General features: G+C 61.9%; 21 protein-coding genes and 1 tRNA gene. 16 read left to right on the top strand and 6 right to left on the bottom strand.

The features are described 5' to 3' along the window. Positions 1–30: 30 nt before the first annotated feature. From RVAN_RS17250 to modD, 9 genes are all read left to right on the top strand, one after another. On the top strand, positions 31–573 hold the full coding sequence (locus RVAN_RS17250) for a hypothetical protein (protein WP_049779670.1): 543 nt from the start codon (positions 31–33) through the stop codon (positions 571–573). Further along, entirely contained in the window at positions 563–1,399 is an 837-nt protein-coding gene (locus RVAN_RS17245) for a 4Fe4S-binding leucine-rich repeat protein (RefSeq protein WP_013420978.1), read from the top strand. The genes RVAN_RS17250 and RVAN_RS17245 overlap by 11 nt, the downstream gene beginning before the upstream one ends. Continuing rightward, positions 1,396–1,710: a nitrogen fixation protein NifZ gene (locus RVAN_RS17240; RefSeq protein ID WP_013420977.1), complete on the top strand. Its 315-nt coding sequence runs from the start codon at positions 1,396–1,398 to the stop codon at positions 1,708–1,710. The genes RVAN_RS17245 and RVAN_RS17240 overlap by 4 nt, the downstream gene beginning before the upstream one ends. Then, positions 1,707–1,937 carry a nitrogen fixation protein NifZ gene (locus RVAN_RS17235; protein ID WP_013420976.1) on the top strand — a complete coding sequence of 77 codons (231 nt, stop codon included), beginning with the start codon at positions 1,707–1,709 and terminating at the stop codon, positions 1,935–1,937. The genes RVAN_RS17240 and RVAN_RS17235 overlap by 4 nt, the downstream gene beginning before the upstream one ends. A gap of 48 nt (positions 1,938–1,985) precedes the next feature. Further along, positions 1,986–2,195 (top strand): putative nitrogen fixation protein NifT, encoded by a 210-nt coding sequence (gene nifT, locus RVAN_RS17230; RefSeq protein ID WP_013420975.1) that lies wholly within the window; start codon positions 1,986–1,988, stop codon positions 2,193–2,195. 2 nt (positions 2,196–2,197) lie between these two features. Beyond that, positions 2,198–2,470, top strand: a complete 273-nt coding sequence (locus RVAN_RS17225) for a DUF6129 family protein (RefSeq protein ID WP_013420974.1) — start codon at positions 2,198–2,200, stop codon at positions 2,468–2,470. Positions 2,471–2,616: 146 nt separating this feature from the next. Further along, complete coding sequence (locus tag RVAN_RS17220; protein WP_013420973.1) at positions 2,617–2,829, top strand: hypothetical protein; 213 nt, start codon at positions 2,617–2,619, stop codon at positions 2,827–2,829. Between the two features lie 11 nt (positions 2,830–2,840). Then, positions 2,841–3,704: an SIR2 family NAD-dependent protein deacylase gene (locus RVAN_RS17215; protein ID WP_425337410.1), complete on the top strand. Its 864-nt coding sequence runs from the start codon at positions 2,841–2,843 to the stop codon at positions 3,702–3,704. A 139-nt stretch (positions 3,705–3,843) separates the two neighbouring features. Continuing rightward, positions 3,844–4,788 carry a ModD protein gene (gene modD / locus RVAN_RS17210; protein WP_013420971.1) on the top strand — a complete coding sequence of 315 codons (945 nt, stop codon included), beginning with the start codon at positions 3,844–3,846 and terminating at the stop codon, positions 4,786–4,788. 274 nt (positions 4,789–5,062) lie between these two features. Here modD and uvrB read toward each other — a convergent pair whose 3' ends face one another. The 4 genes from uvrB to sauS all read right to left on the bottom strand — a co-directional run bounded on the left by uvrB (position 5,063) and on the right by sauS (position 11,599). Further along, positions 5,063–7,993, bottom strand: a complete 2,931-nt coding sequence (gene uvrB, locus RVAN_RS17205) for an excinuclease ABC subunit UvrB (RefSeq protein WP_013420970.1) — start codon at positions 7,991–7,993, stop codon at positions 5,063–5,065. Positions 7,994–8,171: 178 nt separating this feature from the next. Continuing rightward, a complete protein-coding gene (gene sucD / locus RVAN_RS17200; protein ID WP_013420969.1) occupies positions 8,172–9,056 on the bottom strand; it encodes a succinate--CoA ligase subunit alpha in 885 nt (294 codons plus the stop codon). Next, positions 9,053–10,168: a succinate--CoA ligase subunit beta gene (locus RVAN_RS17195; RefSeq protein ID WP_013420968.1), complete on the bottom strand. Its 1,116-nt coding sequence runs from the start codon at positions 10,166–10,168 to the stop codon at positions 9,053–9,055. Before RVAN_RS17195 ends, sucD begins: the two co-directional genes overlap by 4 nt. 3 nt (positions 10,169–10,171) lie before the next feature. Then, positions 10,172–11,599 carry an acylating sulfoacetaldehyde dehydrogenase gene (sauS, locus tag RVAN_RS17190; RefSeq protein WP_041787828.1) on the bottom strand — a complete coding sequence of 476 codons (1,428 nt, stop codon included), beginning with the start codon at positions 11,597–11,599 and terminating at the stop codon, positions 10,172–10,174. Positions 11,600–12,086: 487 nt separating this feature from the next. On the opposite strand from sauS, the gene RVAN_RS17185 reads away from it, so the two are divergent. Further along, positions 12,087–12,170: transfer RNA gene (locus tag RVAN_RS17185), tRNA-Leu, on the top strand. A 24-nt stretch (positions 12,171–12,194) separates the two neighbouring features. Here the strand turns inward: RVAN_RS17185 and RVAN_RS17180 are convergent. After that, the gene (locus RVAN_RS17180) at positions 12,195–12,737 is read right to left on the bottom strand and encodes a hypothetical protein (protein WP_013420966.1); all 543 of its coding nucleotides are present in this window, start codon (positions 12,735–12,737) and stop codon (positions 12,195–12,197) included. 624 nt (positions 12,738–13,361) lie between these two features. Here RVAN_RS17180 and RVAN_RS17175 point away from each other — a divergent pair. Then, positions 13,362–13,826 carry a hypothetical protein gene (locus tag RVAN_RS17175; protein ID WP_013420965.1) on the top strand — a complete coding sequence of 155 codons (465 nt, stop codon included), beginning with the start codon at positions 13,362–13,364 and terminating at the stop codon, positions 13,824–13,826. A 79-nt stretch (positions 13,827–13,905) separates the two neighbouring features. Here RVAN_RS17175 and RVAN_RS17170 read toward each other — a convergent pair whose 3' ends face one another. Beyond that, the gene (locus RVAN_RS17170) at positions 13,906–15,099 is read right to left on the bottom strand and encodes a pyridoxal phosphate-dependent aminotransferase (RefSeq protein WP_013420964.1); all 1,194 of its coding nucleotides are present in this window, start codon (positions 15,097–15,099) and stop codon (positions 13,906–13,908) included. 182 nt (positions 15,100–15,281) lie between these two features. On the opposite strand from RVAN_RS17170, the gene RVAN_RS17165 reads away from it, so the two are divergent. The 5 genes from RVAN_RS17165 (at position 15,282) to accC (ending at position 19,909) form a co-directional block, all read left to right on the top strand. Further along, positions 15,282–16,655, top strand: coding sequence for a M48 family metalloprotease (locus RVAN_RS17165; protein WP_013420963.1), 1,374 nt, complete (start codon positions 15,282–15,284; stop codon positions 16,653–16,655). A 61-nt stretch (positions 16,656–16,716) separates the two neighbouring features. Continuing rightward, entirely contained in the window at positions 16,717–17,532 is an 816-nt protein-coding gene (locus RVAN_RS17160; RefSeq protein WP_169309581.1) for a DsbA family protein, read from the top strand. Positions 17,533–17,628: 96 nt separating this feature from the next. Further along, positions 17,629–18,096 carry a type II 3-dehydroquinate dehydratase gene (gene aroQ / locus RVAN_RS17155; RefSeq protein WP_013420961.1) on the top strand — a complete coding sequence of 156 codons (468 nt, stop codon included), beginning with the start codon at positions 17,629–17,631 and terminating at the stop codon, positions 18,094–18,096. Beyond that, complete coding sequence (gene accB / locus RVAN_RS17150) at positions 18,089–18,556, top strand: acetyl-CoA carboxylase biotin carboxyl carrier protein (protein WP_013420960.1); 468 nt, start codon at positions 18,089–18,091, stop codon at positions 18,554–18,556. Before aroQ ends, accB begins: the two co-directional genes overlap by 8 nt. 12 nt (positions 18,557–18,568) lie before the next feature. Next, complete coding sequence (accC, locus tag RVAN_RS17145; protein ID WP_013420959.1) at positions 18,569–19,909, top strand: acetyl-CoA carboxylase biotin carboxylase subunit; 1,341 nt, start codon at positions 18,569–18,571, stop codon at positions 19,907–19,909. Positions 19,910–19,919: the final 10 nt, after the last annotated feature.

The following is a 19,919-nucleotide window of genomic DNA, read 5'->3' as shown; positions in this document are numbered from 1 at the left end:
TTGCCGAAGGGCGAACCACAGGGGACGGACATGAGTCCTGCGATCGAGTTCGGCGAAGGGGAGGCGCATCCGCTGGACGATGCGCTTCTGACCGCCGCGCTTCTCGGTGCGGGCCTCCCCGAAAAGGCGCAGCGGTATTTGAATCTCGCCGCCGCCACGTACCAGAATGCAGAGGTCGCCGAGACGCACCTCCTCAAGGCAAGGCAGGAAGCGCCGGACCATGCGGCGGTGCTGATAGGGCTTTACCGCTTCTACTTCTACAAGAACCGGCTGGAAGAGACGCTGGAGATCGCGCAACTGTGCATTCGCAAGGCCGCGCGCGATCTGGGCCTTCGCGAAGACTGGCGGCTTGTATCCGCCCACGATGCGGCGTTCGGCGATTTCGGGGCCATGCTCCCTCGGTTTTTCCTGTTCTCGCTGAAAGGATATGCGTATCTCAATATGCGGCTCGGGGAAATGGACGAAGCCCGCGCCGCCGTGTGGAAGCTGCTGGAACTCGATCCGACCGACAAGATCGGCGCAAAAGTATTGCAGGGCGTGCTCGACCGTATGGGGCAAGACGATGACGACTGACGCGGACTCCGAGATCAACGAAGCGATCGACTGGCAGGGCCAGCCGGTCGCCTGTGAGAGCTGCCGTCATCGCGAGCTTGCCGGCGAGGGGCGCTGCAAGCTCCGCCACGCCTGCGTGAACGACCGCTACGCGCGCCGCGTCGACCGCTTTTTCGACTGGAACCGCGAATTCGCGAACCACTATCTCAGCCACCCCTATTTCGAAGTGCGCGCCATCGCGGCGAAGCACGCGGACATCTTCCGTCTTCCCGCGCTCCTGAACGATCCCGATGAGGCCGTCCGCTGGAACGCCGCGCGTCGCCTGCCGAAGCGCTACCTTCTCAACCTGCGCAACGATCCGCACCGCGAAGTGCGCATTCGCGTGGCGCAGCTCATCGACCCGGCCGACCTGTTCGGCATGATGCGCGACGAAGATTATTACGTGCGGCTGGTGGTGGCGCGCCGCGTCGCGCCCGACGAACTCGCCGCGATGATCTCCGACGACGAGCCGGAAGTGCGTCGCGTCGTCGCCCGCCGCATCGATGCGGACATGCTGTGGCGTGTTGCGACGGACCCGGACGACGGCGTGCGGCTTGAGGTGGCCCGCCGACTTTCACCGCCCGAACTCGCCGGCTTTTACCGTGATCCCGATTGGCGCGTGCGTTACGAGGCGGCGAGCCGCATGATCCCCGGCATGCTTCAGGCCATGCGCGAAGACCCGGACGAACTCGTGCGTGAACTCGTGCTGAAGCGGATCGATGCGCAGAGCGTGGCCGAATTCGAGGGCAACGTGGTGCCTTTCCCGTCCGCGGGTGCGCCCGAACCGACGCGCGAGGCTTCGACATGACGAACATCAGCCGCGACAGCGACATCGTCGAACTGAACGACGCGCCGTATTTCTATTACGGCGACAAGGTGCGCTCGAAGAAAGTGGTGCGAAACGACGGCACCTATCCCGGCAAGGAAATCGGCGAAATCCTCTGCCGCAAGGGCGAGGAAGGCTTCGTCGTCAGCATCGGGACATTTTTGCAGCAATTCTATATCTATGGCGTCGAATTCATCGAAACCGGGAACCGCGTGGGCATGAAGCGCAAGGAACTCATGCTCGTAGACGACCCGGAAGAAGATGAGATGCCGCAAGAAGGAACGAACCCATGAACGCGCCGAAATTCCAGTGGGGCCAGATGGTCAGCGCCGCACAGGACCTTTTCAACGACGGCTCCTTTCCGGACGCGCCGCAGGACAGCCTGCTCGTGGCCGCGGGCGAAAAGGGCGAAATCGTCAACGTCGGCACGCATGTCGAGACGAAAACACACATCTATCTCGTTGAATTCAATGAAAAGATCGTCGTTGGTTGCTTCGAGGGCGAAATCAGCCCCTTGTAGCAGCCGCCAGCCAGAAAATGGTTCCGTTTGGGAGCCAGGGAGAACTTGATGAAGGTCATGATCCGCAAATGCACCGAGGGCAAGCTTACGATTTACGTGCCCAAGAAGGATCTGGAAGAACCCATCGTCGAGATGGAAAAGCCCGAAATGTGGGGCGGCGTCATCACGCTCGGCAATGGCTGGCGTCTCGAACTGCCGGATCTGCCGGTAGACACGAAGTTGCCGCTCACCGTCGAAGCGAAGAAGCTAGCTGACTGACAATGGCGTTCTCTGCTGAAGATCTTGCGGGCATCGATGCGGTCCTCTCGGCGGCCGAAGCGGGAGCGGAGGCCATCGCGGCCCTTCGCGCCCGGTTTCCCGGACTGTCGATCACGCTTTGCGATCCGTCCGACGTTGACACCGAAGACCCGTTCAAGGAATACGAGCGTTTTGATCTACATCTTGTGAACGGTGCGGGTCATTGCTGGCAGCTCACCCGCGACTCAAACGCCGCCACAGGTATCGTTGTAGTAAAGAGAAAGATTTCCGGCTGAGTCTTATCTTACATTAAGCGCGCTTCAACTTTCGATAACGAAAAGATGAAGCAGGGTTTACTGGCATACCATCTCCGTATCTGACAAAAATCAAATCAGACCTGCGAGCAAACGTCGCGGCGAATGTCAGAAGAAGGAGATGCAAAATGTCGGAACGGGTTTTGGTTCATGTGCGCTTCACGCCGAACGGCCTCGTTACGGAGATCGGCGAACGCCCGGCGGGCGTCAGCGCGCAAGCATGGTTCGACCGGCTCAGCAGCGGCGGGTTCCATGCGTACCAGCCGCTTTCGGGCGGTCGCGGCGTGTTCCGTCTGCATCCCGCAGAACTCTCGTCGCATAGGGCGGCATCGCTCAATTGAGCGGAGGAGACATCGTGACGAACGTGGTTGAGACGATACGCGAGGGATTGAACCGGGGAACCGTCATTCCTTATCTCGGGCCGGGTGTCCTGAAATTGGCCGGGACATCCGCCGTACCCGAGGCGCCCGAGATCCTCGTGGATCGCCTCACCGCGAAAGCGAGCGTGCCGCACAAGATCCGCAAGAATCTCACGGCGGCCGCGCAGTTCATCGAAAACTTCAAGCACCGGAAGACCGTGGCCGCCGCGATGACGGAGGCGTTCCGCTCGCCCATGCCGCCGACGGCGCTTCATCATTATCTGGCCTCGGTCCCGGCGCTCAAGCTTATCGTTCATGCCTGGTACGACGACCTTCCGCAGAAGGCGCTCGCGGGCAGCGCGGGCTGGAGCATGGTGCAAGGCGTCAGTCAGGCCGAGCATCACGGCTCGTGGTATCATTTCTTCAACGCGGATGGCACGCCGGGCACCGCGGACACAGCCGCAGCGAGCGCGCCGCTTCTTTATCAACCGATCGGGTCCATCGCGCCCACATCGAATTTCCTCGTTTCCGACTCGGATTTCGTGGAGGTGCTGACCGAGATCGACATCCAGACGCCCATCCCGGAGGCGGTGCAGGACATTCGCAAGGGGCGCAGTTTCGTGTTCCTCGGCTGCCGTTTCAACACGCAGCTTGAGCGCATCTTCGCGTGGGAGATCATGAAGCGCTCGTCGGACAAGCATTGGGCCGTGCTGCCTGAGACACTCACGCGGAACGAAGAGCGCTTCCTCGAAATCTACAACGTCGAGCGAATCGTTATGCCGCTCGCGGAGTTCGCGGCGCAACTGACGGGTATCGACGAACGCCCGTATGAGCCTGCGCTCGCGAAGGCATCGTAACGAGCGCGCTCGGCAACCTTTAGCGGCTCGCTTCGCCCGGCCTGCGATGGCCGGACGACTTTGGCACGCGGACTGCGGCTATGCGAATCGGAGCGCATCAACGCTCCCGACTTGCCTCTCCCGATGGGAGAAGGGTAGGGTGAGGGGCAATATTGCAAGGCCCGCATGCCCCTCATCCTCACCCTTCCTTATCAAGGAAGGCGCTGGCCTGTCGAGCGGCGCGCCTGTGGGGAATGCTCCGATGCCGCTGCCCGTCTCACTTATCGATTCCCTCCTCGCCGAAGACACGCCCGATGGCGACCTGACTACGCTGTCGCTCGGTATCGGCCGCCGTCCGGGGCGCATGATGTTTCGCGCGCGTAACGCCATGACCGTCGCGGGTATCGAAATCGCGGCGGCGATGATCCGGCGGGTCGGCGCGGAGGCGCATATCGTCGCTTCGTCGGGCACGCGCGCCTCGGCGGGAGACCTGCTGCTGAAGGCGCGCGGCGACGCGAAGGCCCTGCACACCGCGTGGAAATCATCGCAAACGCTGGTGGAGATCCTTTCCGGCATCGCGACGGCCGCCCGCAGTCTCGTGGACGCGGTCGAGGCCGTCGACCCAGCCATCCGCGTGGCGTGTACGCGAAAGACCGTGCCCGGCGCGCGGCGGCTCTCCGTGATGGCGGTGCGGGCGGGTGGAGCCGTGCCGCATCGGCTCGGGCTTTCCGAGACGATCTTGGTATTTGCTGAACATCGCGCCTTCATGCCAGACGCCAACCTCGCGGATATCGCTGATCTTCTCCGCCGCGAGGCGCCCGAAAAGAAGATCGGCGTTGAGGTCCATAGCGTGGACGAAGCGGGCGACGCCATAGAAGCCGGATTCGACATCATTCAGTTGGAGAAGTTCGAGCCGGGCGAAGTGGCGGATGTGCGCTCGCTCGCGGAGGCGGCTGAGTCGCGCGCACTCCTCGCGGCGGCGGGCGGCATCCACCCCGGCAACGCGAGCGATTATGTGCGAGCGGGTGCGGGGATCATCGTTTCGTCATGGCCATACACTGCGCGCCCGGCCGATGTCTCCGTCACGATCGAGGCGGACGGTTAGAGCGTCGTGGTCACGTCCGAATGGTTCATTTCTCGGGTGTGGCTAACACGCCGCTGAAACGCAAAGCTTTCCGGTCAGAACCTGCAAAATAGGATCGGTGGTCGAGCCGAAGTGAGCCGGATATGGTCAATCGTCTCGCTACTGGTGGGCGTTGGTGCAGCCCTAACCCTTTCAGCAGCCCGCAAAGGACGCCGGTTTTGCGTCAGTTCATGCTCAACCAAGAAACTTGAAGCACGACCCCTTTTGAATCCATCCGACAATGCTCTGACGCCGGTCAGCTTCCCGGTCGGCCAGTCTTCAACGGCCGCCGCCGCTTGCCGCGCAGCTTCGGATCGTCGGCCCCGTCCTCGACAACGATCGTCTTGCCGGGTTTGAGCGTCTTCAAGTCCGGTGCCGGGCGCGATGGCTTTGGCTTGCCGCCGGGAAGCGGGCGCTCGGCATGCGGCCCCATCTCGTCGAGCGATGGCTTATGCGGGCGCGACATTGGCGAGGCGCCTGCGGGCAGACCCCACTGCAAATTGCGACTTTCGCGGCTCGACGCTGCGGGCTGCGCGATGCGCGAACCCCGCTCCCCATCTGTTTCGGTCGCCGCTTTTCCGTTTGCCTCGGCAGCGACATCTGTATTCGCCTCAGCGGCGGCTTGCCAATCCTGCGGCGCGTCCGAGCCTTCGCCCGTTGTGAACAGCGGGCTTTTTGCCAGCGCCGCCTCGGACACCTTTTTCTCGCCGGCCTTGAGCTTCACGCGTTTCCTGCCCGCGCCTCCGCCGCTCGTCTCGACGACATCGACGCCGATCTGCGGCACCCACGACGTGCGCCCGCCGCCATCGTAACGGCCCGCGCGGTCCTCGACCTCGGATTGACGCGCAAGCGGATCGTCCATGATCGTCATCTCGACGTCGCGCAACCGCTTTACCTCGTCGCGAAGCCGCGCAGCCTCCTCGAATTCGAGGTTCGACGCCGCCTCGCGCATGCGCTTTTCGAGGTTCGCAATCACGGCTTGAAGGTTGTGGCCGACGAGCGGCGTCTGCGCGCCCTCAGCAAAGCCCGCATCAACCGTGACGTGGTCGCGCTCATAAACGCTCGCGAGAATGTCGCCGATGTTCTTGCGCACCGACTGCGGCGTGATGCCATGCTCCGTGTTGTACTCCACCTGCTTTTCGCGGCGGCGGTTCGTCTCCGCGATGGCGCGCTCCATCGAGCCGGTGATGTTGTCGGCGTAGAGGATCACGCGGCCATCCACGTTTCGCGCCGCTCGGCCGATGGTCTGGATCAGCGAGGTTTCCGACCGCAGGAAGCCTTCCTTGTCGGCGTCGAGGATCGCGACAAGCGCCACCTCGGGAATGTCGAGGCCCTCGCGCAAGAGGTTGATGCCGATCAGCACGTCGAACGCACCGAGGCGCAGGTCGCGGATGATTTCGATGCGCTCCAGCGTGTCGACGTCCGAATGCATGTAACGGACCTTGAGGCCCTGCTCATGCGCATATTCCGTCAGGTCTTCGCTCATGCGCTTTGTCAGCGTTGTGACAAGCACGCGATAGCCCTGCGCGATGGTCTTGCGGCATTCGTCGATGAGGTCGTCCACCTGCGTCTTGACGGGGCGGATTTCCACCGGCGGATCGATGAGGCCCGTGGGGCGGATGACCTGCTCCACGAACACGCCGCCCGTCTGTTCCATCTCCCACTTGCCGGGCGTAGCCGAGACGAACGTCGTCTGCGGGCGCATTGCATCCCATTCCTCGAAGCGCAGCGGCCGGTTGTCGATGCATGACGGCAGCCGGAAGCCGAACTCGGCGAGCGTGGATTTGCGCCGGAAGTCGCCTTTGAACATGCCGCCGATCTGCGGCACGGTGACGTGGCTTTCGTCCGCGAACACAAGCGCGTTGTCGGGCAGGTATTCAAACAAGGTCGGCGGCGGTTCGCCCGGCGCGCGGCCCGTGAGCCAGCGCGAATAGTTCTCGATGCCGTTGCAGGAGCCGGTCGCCTCGATCATCTCGATGTCGAACTGCGTGCGCTGTTCGAGCCGCTGTGCTTCGAGCAGCCGCCCCGTCGCGTTGAAGCGCTGAAGCTGCTCCTGAAGCTCCTGCTGCATGCCGCGGATCGCCTGATGGAGCGTCGGCTTCGGCGTGACGTAGTGCGAGTTCGCGTAGATCTTCACGAGCGCGAGATCTTGCGTCTTCTCGCCCGTCAGCGGGTCGAACTCCGCGATGCTCTCCACCTCGTCGCCGAACATGGATATACGCCACGCGCGGTCTTCCTGGTGAGCCGGAAATATTTCGATCGTATCGCCGCGCACACGAAAATCGCCGCGCGCGAAGCTGATGTTGTTGCGCTTGTACTGGATCGCCACGAGGTCGGCGAGGATCTGCCGCTGCTGGAGGCGGTCGCCCACTTGAATGGTGAAGGTCATCGCGGAGTATGTCTCGACTGAGCCGATACCGTAGATGCACGACACGGACGCCACGATGATAACGTCGTCGCGCTCAAGCAGCGCGCGCGTCGCGGCATGGCGCATGCGGTCGATCTGCTCGTTGATCGACGAATCCTTCTCGATGTAGGTGTCGCTGCGGGGGATGTACGCTTCCGGCTGATAGTAATCGTAGTACGAGACGAAATATTCGACCGCGTTATCCGGGAAGAACGACTTGAACTCGCCGTAGAGCTGCGCCGCGAGCGTCTTGTTTGGCGCGAGGATCAACGCAGGCCGCTGCGTTTCCTCGATCACCTTAGCCATGGTGAAGGTCTTGCCGGACCCCGTGACGCCGAGCAGCACCTGTTCGCGTTCGAGCTTCGTCACGCCTTCGACAAGTTCGCGGATGGCGGCAGGCTGGTCGCCGCACGGCTCGAAATCCGACTTGATGATGAAGGGTTTGCCGCCCTCGCTTTTTTCCGGGCGCGGTGGCCGATGCGGCATGAACATCGGCATGTTTTCGCCGGTGAGTAGCGGGTGATCGCCGATGGGTGGCAGTTTGCCCTGCATATGCGACGGAAGCGGCATCGCGCCGGTCGGCTTCAGGTTTCGTAGTGCGGGGATGAGATGTGCGGTGCTTTCCGAGCTGTAGGCAACGTCTTGGTCGAAGTCGGCCTGCGGCGCCTCGCTGAAGCCGGACGCGGTCGCGCGGGTCTTCGCGCTTCGAGGTGCGCTTGTTGGCTTGGACGCGGGTTTGGCTTTTCGGGCCGTCGGCTTGGCCGCGCTTGGTTTTGTCATAGCCCTTATATGCCACCGCGACGCAGATTCGACCAGTGTCCGCGAAGGAAGCGAGGGTGTGAGCTGAGCACGGCGGGCCACTCTGTAGCGCCGTTCTCGCTCAAGCGGCCGGCGATGACGCAGCCGATTCCGCGACGATCGCAATCAAAGTCGAAAACATCTTACGGCCTGCGCGACATTATTGAGACCCTTTTTGCGCTAACGCCGCCTTGACTGCCGGGGCGACTTCGTAGGGCATATCCACCACTTTCACCCCCGCTTTTTCGAGCGCTTCCCGCTTCGACTGGTAAGTACCGCGACCGCCACTCACGATGGCCCCGGCATGCCCCATCGTTTTTCCTGGGGGCGCGGAGCGGCCCGCGATGAACGCAATCACCGGCTTCGACATCGTGGCGGCGTAAGCGGCGGCGGCTTCTTCCATCGCTCCACCGATCTCTCCAACCAGCACAACTGCCTCTGTCTTTTTGTCCTCATCGAGCGCTACTAGCGCTTCGCAGGTCGTCGTCCCGATCACCGGGTCGCCGCCAATGCCGAGAAAGGCCGACTGGCCCAATCCGTCACGTGTCAGATTGAGACAGATGAGCGTTCCAAGGCTGCCGCTTCGGGAAATCACGCCAACGAAACCCGGCTGAAATATCTGAGCGTTATGCCCCGGCATGATGCCTGCAAATGCCTCGCCTGGCGTCACAAGACCCGCCGTGTTGGGACCGACGATGCGGGTGTTACGTTTTTTTGCCGCCGCATGCATCATGAGAACGTCCTGAAGCGGGATATGCTCAGTCAGAACGATCAGTTGCTTCACGCCTGCTTCGATTGCATCGAGCGCCGCATCCTTTGCTGCGGCAGGCGGGATGAACATCACCGATATGTCGAAATGTCCGCTCCGCATGGCCTCGCAGGCGGACGCAAAAACAGGCACACCCAGATGTGTCTCGCCGGCCCTTTTTGGATTGACACCGCCACGCACCTGCGTGCCGCATGCCATCATCTTTTCAGCCCAGAAGGTTCCCTGCTTGCCGGTAAGCCCTTGAATCAAAACCTTGTGTTCGCGCCGAAGAATCATCGTGCCGCCTCCACAGCGGCTTTGACCGCGTCTTCCATAAAGTCGTATGGTTCGAAGCCCAGTCTTGACCTGACGAGGTTTATCGCCTCGCCTGACCCCGTGCCGTGTATGGAGAAGAAGACGGGTATTTCGGGCGTGAGTTTCTCCCAGGCCGCGACGACGCCCTCTGCCATCACGTCTGTGCGTGCGAATGCGCCGCAAAAATTGACCACAAGCGATTTCACGCCCGGATTGGAAAGCACGATCCTCAGCGCCGTTTCGGCCTTGGTGTAGGCTTCGCCGCCGATCTCCTGAAAGTTCGCGGGTCTGCCGCCAAAATGGCTCACGGCGTCCATTGTGGTCATGGTCAGCCCCGCGCCGTTCGCGAGGATGGCGACATTCCCCTCAAGCTCGATGAATTTGAGACCGGCATCCTCGGCCTCCTTTTCGAGGCGAGTTCGCCTCTCGGGAACAGCGGTCGCCGCCAGTTCCGGTTGCCTGAAGGCTGCGGCTGGATCGAGGATGAACTTGCAGTCCAGGGCGACGATACTTTTATCCTTCAGCACTGCCAGCGGGTTGATTTCAAGAAGTTCGCCATCGTTCGCCACGAAGGCCTCGTAGAGGCGAACAAGAATTGGAGCTATCCCGGCAGCGTACGGCCCTTCCGCGAGTTCCGCCGCATCGGCCTCGCTGAAGCCTGCCGATACGTCGACATAGAACCGTCGGATCGCTTCCGGCTTCCTCTCGGCCAGTTCCTCTATATCCATGCCGCCTTCCTCGGAAAACAGAACCATCGGGGAGCGCGTTACCGGGTCGGGAAGGATCGCGGCATAATATTCCCGTTCGATGTCGGCTTTTTCCTCCGCTAGAACAGCAGCGACTGGGAAGCCGTTGATCGTGAGCGCCAGAATGGCGGCGGCGGCCTCCTTCGCTTCGTCTGCGCTGAAGGCAAGCCGTACGCCGCCCGATTTTCCGCGTTTGCCGGTCGAAACCTGCGCCTTGATCACGCAAGCCCCGAGCTTGTCGTATGCTCCAGCCGCATCTTCAGGCGTAAGGCAGAGAATGCCGTTCGGCACCGGAATTCCGGCACGGCTCAGAACCATATGCTTGGCCGAATATTCGAGAAGGTTCATCTTTCACCTGCCGTATCTTTGCCAATGAGGACCGAAGAGATCTTCTTCCGCGGGTTTGTTTTCCGTTATGGGCGTGACGAGGTGCGTAATGTTGAGGAAGTGCTTGTAGTTAAGGTTTTCGGAAATCGAGTTTTTCTGCCAACTGCCGCAGCCCATGCTCAGCGTGAAGTTGAGGCCGGAATCGAAGCCGCCGCCATTGCCAAAGGTGTGCGCAAAATTCACGAGCACGCGTACGACCTTGAGATCGGCCGCAAGTTCGCGGGCACGGTCCATGTTCGTCGTGTGAATCCCGCAGGAATGTCCGCGGCCCTGATGCTCGAGAATGCGCCGCACAAGGTGCTTTGCATCCGCGAAGTCCTTCGCCCGATAGACGGTGAGCACGAGCGAAAGCTTCTCGCCGGAGAGTGGATGGTTTTTGCCGATCCCCGTTTCTTCGATCAGAAGAAAGCGAGCCTTTTCCGCCTCGGCAGGTAGACCGAACGCCTTGGCGAGTATGCTCGCGTCCTGAGCGATGAGGTCGCGGTTGAGTTTGCCGTTTACCCAAAGCGTGCGCTCTATGGCCTCCTTGTCGGAAGCAGCGCAAAGCCACGCCCCCGCCCGTTTCAACGCTTCGATCGCCTGTTCGTAAACGCTGGCGACGATGACCACAGCGTTCTCCGATGAGCAGGAGGTTGAATTGTCGAAAGTCTTCGAGGCGGCGATCTTCCCCGCGGCGGCATCGAGATCAGCGGTTTCGTCTATGATGACCGGAACATTCCCTGCCCCGACGCCTATCGCGGGCGTGCCGCTGGAATAGGCCCGTCGCACGTTGTCCTGAGAGCCCGTCACGACGACGAGTTCCACCGCTGCCATAAGCGCCTGCGTAAGATCTTTCGTGACGGGCGGTGGCAGGATCTGGACGATATCTGCGGGAAGGCCGATTTGCACCAGAGCCTCGCGCATCCATCGCACGGCAAGCGCAGTCGTACGATAACCAAGCGGAGACGGCGCTATGATGATCGCGTTGCGCCCCTTGATCGCCATCATCGCCTTGTTGACAGGTGTGGCACCGGGATTTGTCGATGGAGTCAAAGCCGCAACGACGCCCAGCGGCTTTGCGTATTTCACGATACCGAGGGCGCGGTCTTCCTCGATAACGCCAACGCTTTTAACGCCAAGCAGATCGCGTAGCGTGCCGAACGTCTTGCGCCGCTTCTTGATTATCTTGTCCGGTACGTTTCCAAGCAACGTATCGGCGACAGCAAGCTCTGCTAGTTGCCTCGCATGATCTTCCTGATAGAGGGACCAGGCGACAGCTCGCACGGCCTCGTCGACCCGCGCCTGATCGCTGGGCCCAAACTGCACCTGTGCAGCTCTCGCCTTTCTCACCAGATCGCCGACTACGTCGCCCGCTGGCGCAGAAGCGTGAGTTTCGTCCAAAGGTTGCTCCATCGAATACCGGCGATATCATCGATCATTCCCAAGCCGAAGTTTCGTGAACCGCTGGCTGAATAGGCTGTACCCAGATCAGTGCCACGATCAGTTCAGGAAAAAAGCCGCGCTCAGACAGCTCGCCATAGTTTCAAGTCGTTAACGAAGATAACCGGCAGCATGAAGGCGAACGAGCCGGGAAAAGCCTGTTGCGATCACCGTTGATCGAGCTTTCGACACGTTGCCGGTTTTGCGGAGTCGCCCACCGGTAAATTCGCAAGGCTGGCCCGCCCTTTCTAGCCCGCTCAAAGCCAATCTCCATATAATCGATAGTCTAAGTCAATGTCGCGCCGTCATCAAGGCGGGCTCGCGGCCCCTCACGAGGAGAGCGAGACGGAAGCCAGCTCAGGATGGACCCAGAACTGGACTGAAAAGCGCTGTGCAGCACTTGCATCCCCGCTACAATTCTGGGACAAAGACCGGGACGCAAGGACCAAACGGGGACGCGGCGCACGTGGTGAAATGGCAGACACGGTAGGTTTAGGTCCTACTGCCGCAAGGCGTGGGGGTTCAAGTCCCTCCGTGCGCACCAGCATTTGAGACTCTTCACTTGCACTCACCCCGCGTGGAAAAACAGCACGCCCGGCTGATAAGTCTCGACCACGAGCGAAATCGGCGTCGCGCCGTTCGAGAGGATGGCGCGGTGGCGAAGGATCGGCGCGCGCGCGTCTGAGGTGGGCGTCCACAGCACGTCCGACGACAGCGTTTCGCGCCGGAAATCGAGATCCTCGACCACGCGCCCGAACGGCGTCTCCGTCTCTTCAAGAAGGTGGTTCATTTCAGCGGGAAGCCGCGCCGGGATATACCAGTTTTCCGCTTCGGACAGAAACTTGTCGCCGAAGAAGATGCGCACGAGGCGATAGCGCAGCGCGTCGTCCGGCGAGATGGCGAGGCGTGCGCATTCTTCGTCGGTCAGGTCACGCCGCGCGCCGTCGCGGTGCACTTCGGCGGTGAGCGCCGCGCTTGGAAGGCGGCCTGACGCGCGGCACCAGCGGTCGAGCGTGTCGGTCGCGCTCGGATGGGAAAGGAGGTCTGCATTCAGCCTTTCGATCAGGGCGGCGGTTGCGCCCGGCCGCGAAAAGCGATCCTGAAAATTCAACGTGTGTGCTCCAAAGAGCGTTTTCGAGCGAAGGAATGTCGTTTCGCGTGACGAAAACGCGTCAGATTAGAAACCTGTAGCTTCGCGATGGGGCTGAAGCGCCCGCTGCAAGGGCCGTCGGCCGATCCTCGCCAATCACCATAAAGGCGGGAAAGCCCATCCGTTCAAGGCCGAAGCGCCCGAAGGGTGAAAGGGCGCGTCGCTTCGGCGCGCCTGTCGCGGCCATCGGACGGCTCGCGCAGCTTTCCGGCGAAAGCGGAGCGGCTTTCGCGGCCGCGCTTCGAAACGCCGCAGCTTACGGTGATGCCCAATGTTCAAGTGGTTTGTTCTATTTTTTGCAGGCTTATTCGAAATTTTGGTCCAACGGAACCAATTGCGAGGCTTCCCATGCTCGAAACTGACAACTCGCTGACATCCGCAATCAGCAAAGCCTCACGTTTCAGGGCGCAAGCTTCTGGCGGTTCAGATTTCGGCTTGTGCGTCCGCGTGCGGCACCCTCGCGAATGTCGGAATCGCAAGACCAAGAGCAACTTCATGTTTCTGGTGGAGCTTTTGACATCTGGGTGAAGCTCAATCGCGAATGTCAAATTCGTTTCACCAGCGTTACAGCCACAGGAGGATTGCATGAGACCTGCACGAATGGCACTTGCGGCGGCGCTCGGACTCGCGCTCGCGACCGGGGCTGCGGCTCAAGGTGGCATGGGTGGCGGAATGGGCGGCGGCGGAATGGGCGGCGGCGGAATGGGCGGCGGGAGAGGCATGTGGCAGGGTATCGTCACGAAGCTGTGTCCCGCCGATATCGAAAAGCACTGCGCGACTGTTCCGGCTGCGGGGCAGCGCGATTGCCTCGCGGGCAAGATCAAGGAGCTTTCAGAACCGTGCCTGACCGCGGTCGAATCGACGGCCGCCGATCGTGGCCCCGGTACCGGCCCGGTGGCGAGCCTCTGCATGACGGAGATCGCGAAGTTCTGCCCGGAGGTGGAGCATGTGCAAGGACAGGTGCGTCGCTGCCTGACGCAGCATAAAGCGGAACTTGCGCAGCCCTGCGTGGTCGCGCTTGAAAACACCGGCCCCGCCTGGGCTCGGTGAAAGCGGGAGAGGCCGCGAAGTCACGCCCGACGCCCACGCGGCCTCTTTCGTGATTTAAGTTGCGTTCAATCTGGGAATTTCAGCCGCGCCACGCCTTCAGCCGCGCCGCCGCCTCGCGCATGCGTTCGAACGGCCCGGCATAGCTGAAGCGAATGAAGCGGTGCCCGTCCTCCTCGTCGAAATCGACGCCGGGGGTCGCGGCCACGCCCGTCTCCGCCAGCATGCGGCGCACGAAAGCGGCGGAATCATCGGTGATAGCGCCTGCGTCTGCATACACGTAGAAGGCACCATCGGCGGGGGCGAGGCGGCCGAAGCCAGCGCGCGGCAGTTCCTCCAGAAGCAGGTCGCGGTTTCTGGCATACACGGCCTTGTACGCCTCCAGTTCCTCAACCGCTTCGAACGCCGCCAGCGCGCCAACTTGCGAGGCGGTGGGCGTCGAAATGTAGAGGTTCTGCGCGACGCGCTCGAACACACGCACTAGGCGCTCGGGCACGACCATCCAGCCAACCCGCCAGCCGGTCATCGAGTAATATTTCGAGAAGCTGTTGATGACGATGGCGTCGTCCGAAAAGGCGAGCGCGGTCGCGGCCGGAGCGCCGTAGGTCAGCCCGTGGTAGATTTCGTCCGAGATGAACCACGCGCCCGCCTCACGCGCCGTTTCGACGAGGAGGCCGAGCGCGGCTGGCGATAGCATGGCGCCGGTCGGGTTCGAGGGGCTGGCCAGCACTACGGCGCGCGCGCCTCGGTCGCGGAAGGCGGCGGCCAGCGCATCCGGCGTCGGCGCGTAACCTGTGACAGCGCCCGCCGCGACAGGCACCGGCACGAGGTCGAGCACGCGCGCGATCTGGCGATAGCAGGGGTAGCCCGGACGTGGCAGCGCGAGCCCTTCGCCGGGGTTGAGCAGCGCAAGAAACGCCAGCACGAAGCCCGCCGACGAGCCCGTCGTCACCACGATGCGCGACGGCGATACGTTAACGCCGTAGGCATCGGCATAATGCCGCGCGATGCGTTCGCGAAGCGCCGGGAGGCCCAACGCGTCAGTATAGCCGAGCGGGCCGTCATCGATCGCGCGCTTTACCGCCTCGCGCACGAGGCGCGGCGCGGGCGTGCCCGGCTGGCCAACTTCCATGTGGATGATGTCGCCACCCGCCGCCTGAAGCCGGTTCGCCTCGCGCATCACGTCCATGACGACGAACGCGCCGATCGCGCTGCGAAGCGATGGCGAAAGCACGGTCCGTGCGGGCGCTTCGCTATGTGTCACGTTTTCGTCCATGGCCTTTCATCCTTTCGCGAGCCTGTCCGGTCCATAGATCCGCAGGCAGCGAACCGCGCCCGCGTCATCCTTACGCCCGAATTCCACCGCCATTATTCCTCAAAAAATTCCGTTCGATGCATGCCCCGTCGGCTCGGTATGAACCTTCGGCAAGCGGCGCCATCCGGGGTGGAAGTTTCCAAATGGCTTTATCACAAACGATTTCGCGCTTGAGAAAATTGGCGGCTTGCGTCGCAATTTTTGCCACTGCGGCGAGCGCTACGGCTGCGGCGCAGGAAATCAGCCTTATCCGCGACGCCGAGACCGAGGCGCTCATCGCCGATTACACCGCGCCCATCTTCCGCGCGGCGGGCGTTTCCGGCAACAATATCAAGGTCCATCTCGTCAACGATGGCAGCTTCAACGCGTTCGTCGTCGACGGGCGCAACATGTTCATCAACACGGGCGCGATCCTTCAGTCCGAGACGCCGAACCAGATCATCGGCGTCATCGCCCACGAGACGGGGCACATCAAGGGCGGCCATATCACCGGCCTTCGCCAGCAGATCGCGAAGATGCAGACGGCGGCGCTCATGCTCCAGGTCCTGAGCATCGGCACTATGGTCGGCGGCGCGGCAAGCGGTAGCAGCGAAGCGATGCAGGGCGGCTCGGCGATGATGATGGGCGGCTCGCAGGTGCTGATGCGCTCGATCCTCTCTTATCGACGCGCGCAGGAATCCGCCGCCGACCAGGCCGGTGTCGAGTTCCTGAACAAGTCGCAGCAGTCGCCGGCGGGGATGCTGAAGACCTTCCGCTATTTCGCGAACCAGTCGCTCGGCAATACAAGGGTCGATCCGTACATCCAGACGCATCCGGTGCCCGCCGAGCGCATCGCGCAGCTTGAGGAAATCGCGAAAAAGAGCCCGTACTTCGGTCAGAAGGATTCGGCGCAACTTCAGCTTCGCCACGATCTCGTGCGGGCCAAGATCGCGGCCTACACATGGAAGAACAACCCGCAGGCGATCGCACGCCAGTATAATGACAACGGCCTGCCATCCCGCTACGCGCGCGCCATCATGAAGTATCACATGGGCGGCTATCCGTCCGCCGCGCCCGCCCTTGAGGAACTTATCGCGCAGCAGCCGCAGAACCCTTGGTTTCACGAGTTGAAAGGCACATTTCTTCTCGAAAGCGGAAGGGCGAAGGAAGCGGTCGCGCCGTTCCGCAAGGCGGTGTCCCTCGTGTCGAAGTCGGGTTTCATGCGCATCGAGCTGGCGCAGGCGATCCTCGAAAGCGGCGGCGGCAGCGCAGATGAAGCGCTTCAGTTGTTGCGCGTGGGAATGGTGGAAGAAGAGCAGTCCTATCTCGGCTATCGCCTCCAGGCACAGGCTTACGGCAAGCTCAGACGCTTCCCCGAAGCCGACCTCGCCTCGGCGCTGGCAGCTTTCCACAAGGGCGACGTGAAGGTGGCCAAGATGATGGCGGAGCGCGCAAAGAACGGTCTTGCCGCCGGTTCGCCCGGCTGGGTCAAGGCTGACGACATCGTAAACTTCAAGATGGAAAAAGTGCGTGGTTAGCCGCGTCGATTTGCGCTAGCCACCAGAAACGGAAATCCCGGAGAGACTGATGAAAACGATAATGAAGAGAGCCGTCGCGCTTGCCGTGCCGGCGGCGATGGCCCTGTCCCTTTCCATAGCGGCACCCATTGCGGCACGCGCGCAGACGGACACGTTCACCGATGGACAGACGCGGTCCATCGAGAAGATCGTGAAGGATTACCTCGTCTCTCACCCGGAAATCCTGCTCGAAGTTCAGGACGCCTTCGAGAAGAAGGCCGAAGCCAAGCGCGGCGAAGCCACCCGTTCGCGCATGCCTGAGTTCTACAAGAGCCTTTCGGGGCTGAAATCAGAGCTCGCGCCGCTGACGATTGGTCAGGGCGACGTCACGCTCGTCGAGTTCTTCGATTATAATTGCGGTTATTGTCGCCACGCTCTGCCGGAGGTCGTAAAGCTTCTTGACGCCGACAAGAAGGTCAAGGTGGTGTTCATGGAATATCCCATCTTGTCGCAAGGCTCGGCCGATGCCTCGAAAGTGGCCCTCGCCGCCGCGAAACAGGGCAAATATTTCGAGTTCCACAAGGCGATGTTCGCCGCAGGCCGCGCCAACAAGGAAAGCGCACTCAAGGTCGCCGAACAGATCGGCCTCGACATGGAGAAGGTGAAGGCCGATAGCGCTTCACCCGAGACGGAGGCGCTCGTGGCGAAAATCGGCGAGATCGGCAAGCGCATGTTCGTCGACGGAACGCCAACCTTCGTCGTCGGCGACAAGGTCACTCCCGGCGCCGCAGATTACGACGCGTTGAAAAAGGTCGTCGAAGATACACGCAAGGACGGCTGCAAGGCATGCGCCGAAGCCGCATCCGCGCCCGGTGCAAAAGACGAGAAAAAATCCTGACGCTTTTGCGCTGAGATACGAAAGCTGTTAACAAGAGCACGGCCGGGTTCGCCCGGCCCTGTCGCTTGTCTTTTCGAAAGCCATGGACCTGTTGCCTTGAAGCCGATCTTCATCCTCAACGGCCCGAACCTCAATCTCCTCGGCGAACGCGAGCCGGAGATTTATGGCGGCAATACGCTTGCGACCATCGAGGACGCCTTGCGTAACCGTGCCGCCACTCTCGGCGTTTCCATCGATTTTCGGCAGACAAATCACGAGGGCGTGCTGGTCGACCAAATTCAGGAGGCACGCCATGCGGCGTCTGGCCTCATTCTGAACGCGGGCGCATACACGCATACATCGGTCGCAATTCATGATGCTTTGCGTGCGCTTTCGCTCCCGATTATCGAAGTGCACCTGAGCAACATTTACAAGCGCGAAGCCTTTCGCCATCGCTCCTATGTTTCTCCGGCCGCAACCGGGGTTATCTGCGGACTTGGCGCGCAAGGGTACGGGCTCGCGCTCGACGCGGTGGCGGAAATCCTGAAGGCTTCCGCTCCAATCAACCGGAGTCCCCATGCCTGAGACGGCCAACAAATATCCGAATGAAGATCTGATCCGGAATCTCGCCCTGCTTCTGAATGAAACGGGCCTGACCGAAATCGAGATCGAGGAAAACAACCTTCGCGTTCGCGTGGCGCGCACGCTGAGCGTCCAGACGAATCTGGTCCCTTCCGGCTACGCGCCTCCCGCCACTGCCGGCGTCGGCCCCGGGGGAGGATCCGCGCCAGCGTCCAACCTCGAAAATCATCCGGGCGTTGTGACATCCCCGATGGTCGGCACCGCCTACCGTTCGCCGGAACCGGGCGCGTCGACCTTCGTCGAGGTCGGCTCACAGGTGCGCGAGGGCGATACGCTGCTCATCGTCGAGGCCATGAAGACGATGAACCAGATCGCCGCCCCTCGCTCCGGCACCGTCAAGCGCATCCTTGTGGAGAACGGGCAGCCCGTCGAATACGGCGAACCGCTCATGATTATTGAATAAGGCGGCAGGCTCATGTTCGACAAGATCCTGATCGCCAATCGCGGAGAGATTGCACTTCGCATCGAGCGCGCCTGCAAGGAACTCGGCATCAAGACGGTCGCCGTGCATTCCACGGCCGACGCCGATGCGATGCATGTGCGCCTCGCCGACGAAAGCGTGTGCATCGGCCCGCCGGCGGCGAGCGAAAGCTATCTCAATATTCCCCGGCTTGTCGCAGCCTGTGAGATCACCGGCGCCGACGCGCTTCATCCAGGCTACGGCTTCCTGTCCGAGAACGCGCGCTTCGCCGAGATCCTCGAAGAGCACGGCGTCACGTTCATCGGCCCCACGCCCGAGCATATGCGGCTCATGGGCGACAAGATCCGCGCGAAGGAAACCGCGAAAGAACTCGGCATCCCCGTGGTGCCCGGCTCCGGCGGCGCCGTCACGACGAACGAGGAAGCCATCGCCATCGCACGCGAGATCGGCTTTCCGGTGCTCGTGAAGGCGGCGGCGGGCGGCGGCGGACGCGGCATGAAGGTCGCGCGCACGGAAGCCGAACTGCCGATCGCGCTCTCGACCGCACGCGCGGAATCGAAGGCCGCTTTCGGCGACGACGCGCTCTATCTCGAACGCTATCTATCGAAGCCGCGCCACATCGAAATTCAGGTGATCGGCGACGGCAAGGGCAACGCGGTCTATCTCGGCGAACGCGACTGCTCCCTCCAGCGTCGCCACCAGAAGATCCTCGAAGAAACGCCTTCGCCCGCGCTCAACGAGGCGCAGCGCAAGGAGATCGGCGAGACGGTTGCGCGCGCGATGCGCAAGCTGAAATACCGCAACGCCGGTACGGTCGAGTTCCTTTATGAAGACGGAGAGTTCTTCTTCATCGAGATGAACACCCGCCTTCAGGTGGAGCATCCGGTGACGGAAATGGTCACGGGCATCGATCTGGTGATCGAACAGATCCAGATCGCGGCCGGTGCGGGCCTCTCCTTCACGCAGGATGAAGTCCGCTTCGACGGCCACGCCATTGAATGCCGCATCAACGCGGAAAACCCGACCACCTTCCGACCATCGCCCGGCAAGATCTCCTACTTCCACCCGCCGGGAGGCCTCGGGGTGCGCGTCGATTCCGGCGTGTATGCGGGCTACACCATCCCGGCCTATTACGACAGCCTCATCGGCAAGCTGATCGTGCACGGCAAGAACCGCAATGAATGCCTTATGCGGTTGCGTCGTGCGCTCGGCGAGTTCGTGATCGACGGCATCGAGACAACGATCCCGCTGTTTTCAACGTTGATTCAGCAATCGGACATCGTCGACGGGGTTTACGACATTCACTGGCTCGAAAATTATCTCCAGAAGCATTAGATTAGAGGGA

The organism is Rhodomicrobium vannielii ATCC 17100, assembly GCF_000166055.1.
Lineage (GTDB): Bacteria > Pseudomonadota > Alphaproteobacteria > Rhizobiales > Rhodomicrobiaceae > Rhodomicrobium > Rhodomicrobium vannielii.
This window is presented reverse-complemented; position numbering and strand designations above follow the sequence as displayed.

What these genes read in the sequence shown, in the direction of transcription:
- RVAN_RS17175 (WP_013420965.1), top strand. Translation starts at nt 13,362, where the DNA reads ATGAGACCTGCACGAATGGCACTTGCGGCGGCGCTCGGACTCGCGCTC.
- RVAN_RS17225 (WP_013420974.1), top strand. Translation starts at nt 2,198, where the DNA reads ATGGCGTTCTCTGCTGAAGATCTTGCGGGCATCGATGCGGTCCTCTCG.
- RVAN_RS17240 (WP_013420977.1), top strand. Translation starts at nt 1,396, where the DNA reads ATGACGAACATCAGCCGCGACAGCGACATCGTCGAACTGAACGACGCG.
- RVAN_RS17160 (WP_169309581.1), top strand. Translation starts at nt 16,717, where the DNA reads ATGAAGAGAGCCGTCGCGCTTGCCGTGCCGGCGGCGATGGCCCTGTCC.
- RVAN_RS17165 (WP_013420963.1), top strand. Translation starts at nt 15,282, where the DNA reads ATGGCTTTATCACAAACGATTTCGCGCTTGAGAAAATTGGCGGCTTGC.
- RVAN_RS17245 (WP_013420978.1), top strand. Translation starts at nt 563, where the DNA reads ATGACGACTGACGCGGACTCCGAGATCAACGAAGCGATCGACTGGCAG.
- nifT (WP_013420975.1), top strand. Translation starts at nt 1,986, where the DNA reads ATGAAGGTCATGATCCGCAAATGCACCGAGGGCAAGCTTACGATTTAC.
- RVAN_RS17250 (WP_049779670.1), top strand. Translation starts at nt 31, where the DNA reads ATGAGTCCTGCGATCGAGTTCGGCGAAGGGGAGGCGCATCCGCTGGAC.
- sauS (WP_041787828.1), bottom strand. Translation starts at nt 11,599, where the DNA reads ATGGAGCAACCTTTGGACGAAACTCACGCTTCTGCGCCAGCGGGCGAC.
- RVAN_RS17195 (WP_013420968.1), bottom strand. Translation starts at nt 10,168, where the DNA reads ATGAACCTTCTCGAATATTCGGCCAAGCATATGGTTCTGAGCCGTGCC.
- RVAN_RS17235 (WP_013420976.1), top strand. Translation starts at nt 1,707, where the DNA reads ATGAACGCGCCGAAATTCCAGTGGGGCCAGATGGTCAGCGCCGCACAG.
- RVAN_RS17220 (WP_013420973.1), top strand. Translation starts at nt 2,617, where the DNA reads ATGTCGGAACGGGTTTTGGTTCATGTGCGCTTCACGCCGAACGGCCTC.
- uvrB (WP_013420970.1), bottom strand. Translation starts at nt 7,993, where the DNA reads ATGACAAAACCAAGCGCGGCCAAGCCGACGGCCCGAAAAGCCAAACCC.
- accC (WP_013420959.1), top strand. Translation starts at nt 18,569, where the DNA reads ATGTTCGACAAGATCCTGATCGCCAATCGCGGAGAGATTGCACTTCGC.
- accB (WP_013420960.1), top strand. Translation starts at nt 18,089, where the DNA reads ATGCCTGAGACGGCCAACAAATATCCGAATGAAGATCTGATCCGGAAT.
- sucD (WP_013420969.1), bottom strand. Translation starts at nt 9,056, where the DNA reads ATGATTCTTCGGCGCGAACACAAGGTTTTGATTCAAGGGCTTACCGGC.
- RVAN_RS17170 (WP_013420964.1), bottom strand. Translation starts at nt 15,099, where the DNA reads ATGGACGAAAACGTGACACATAGCGAAGCGCCCGCACGGACCGTGCTT.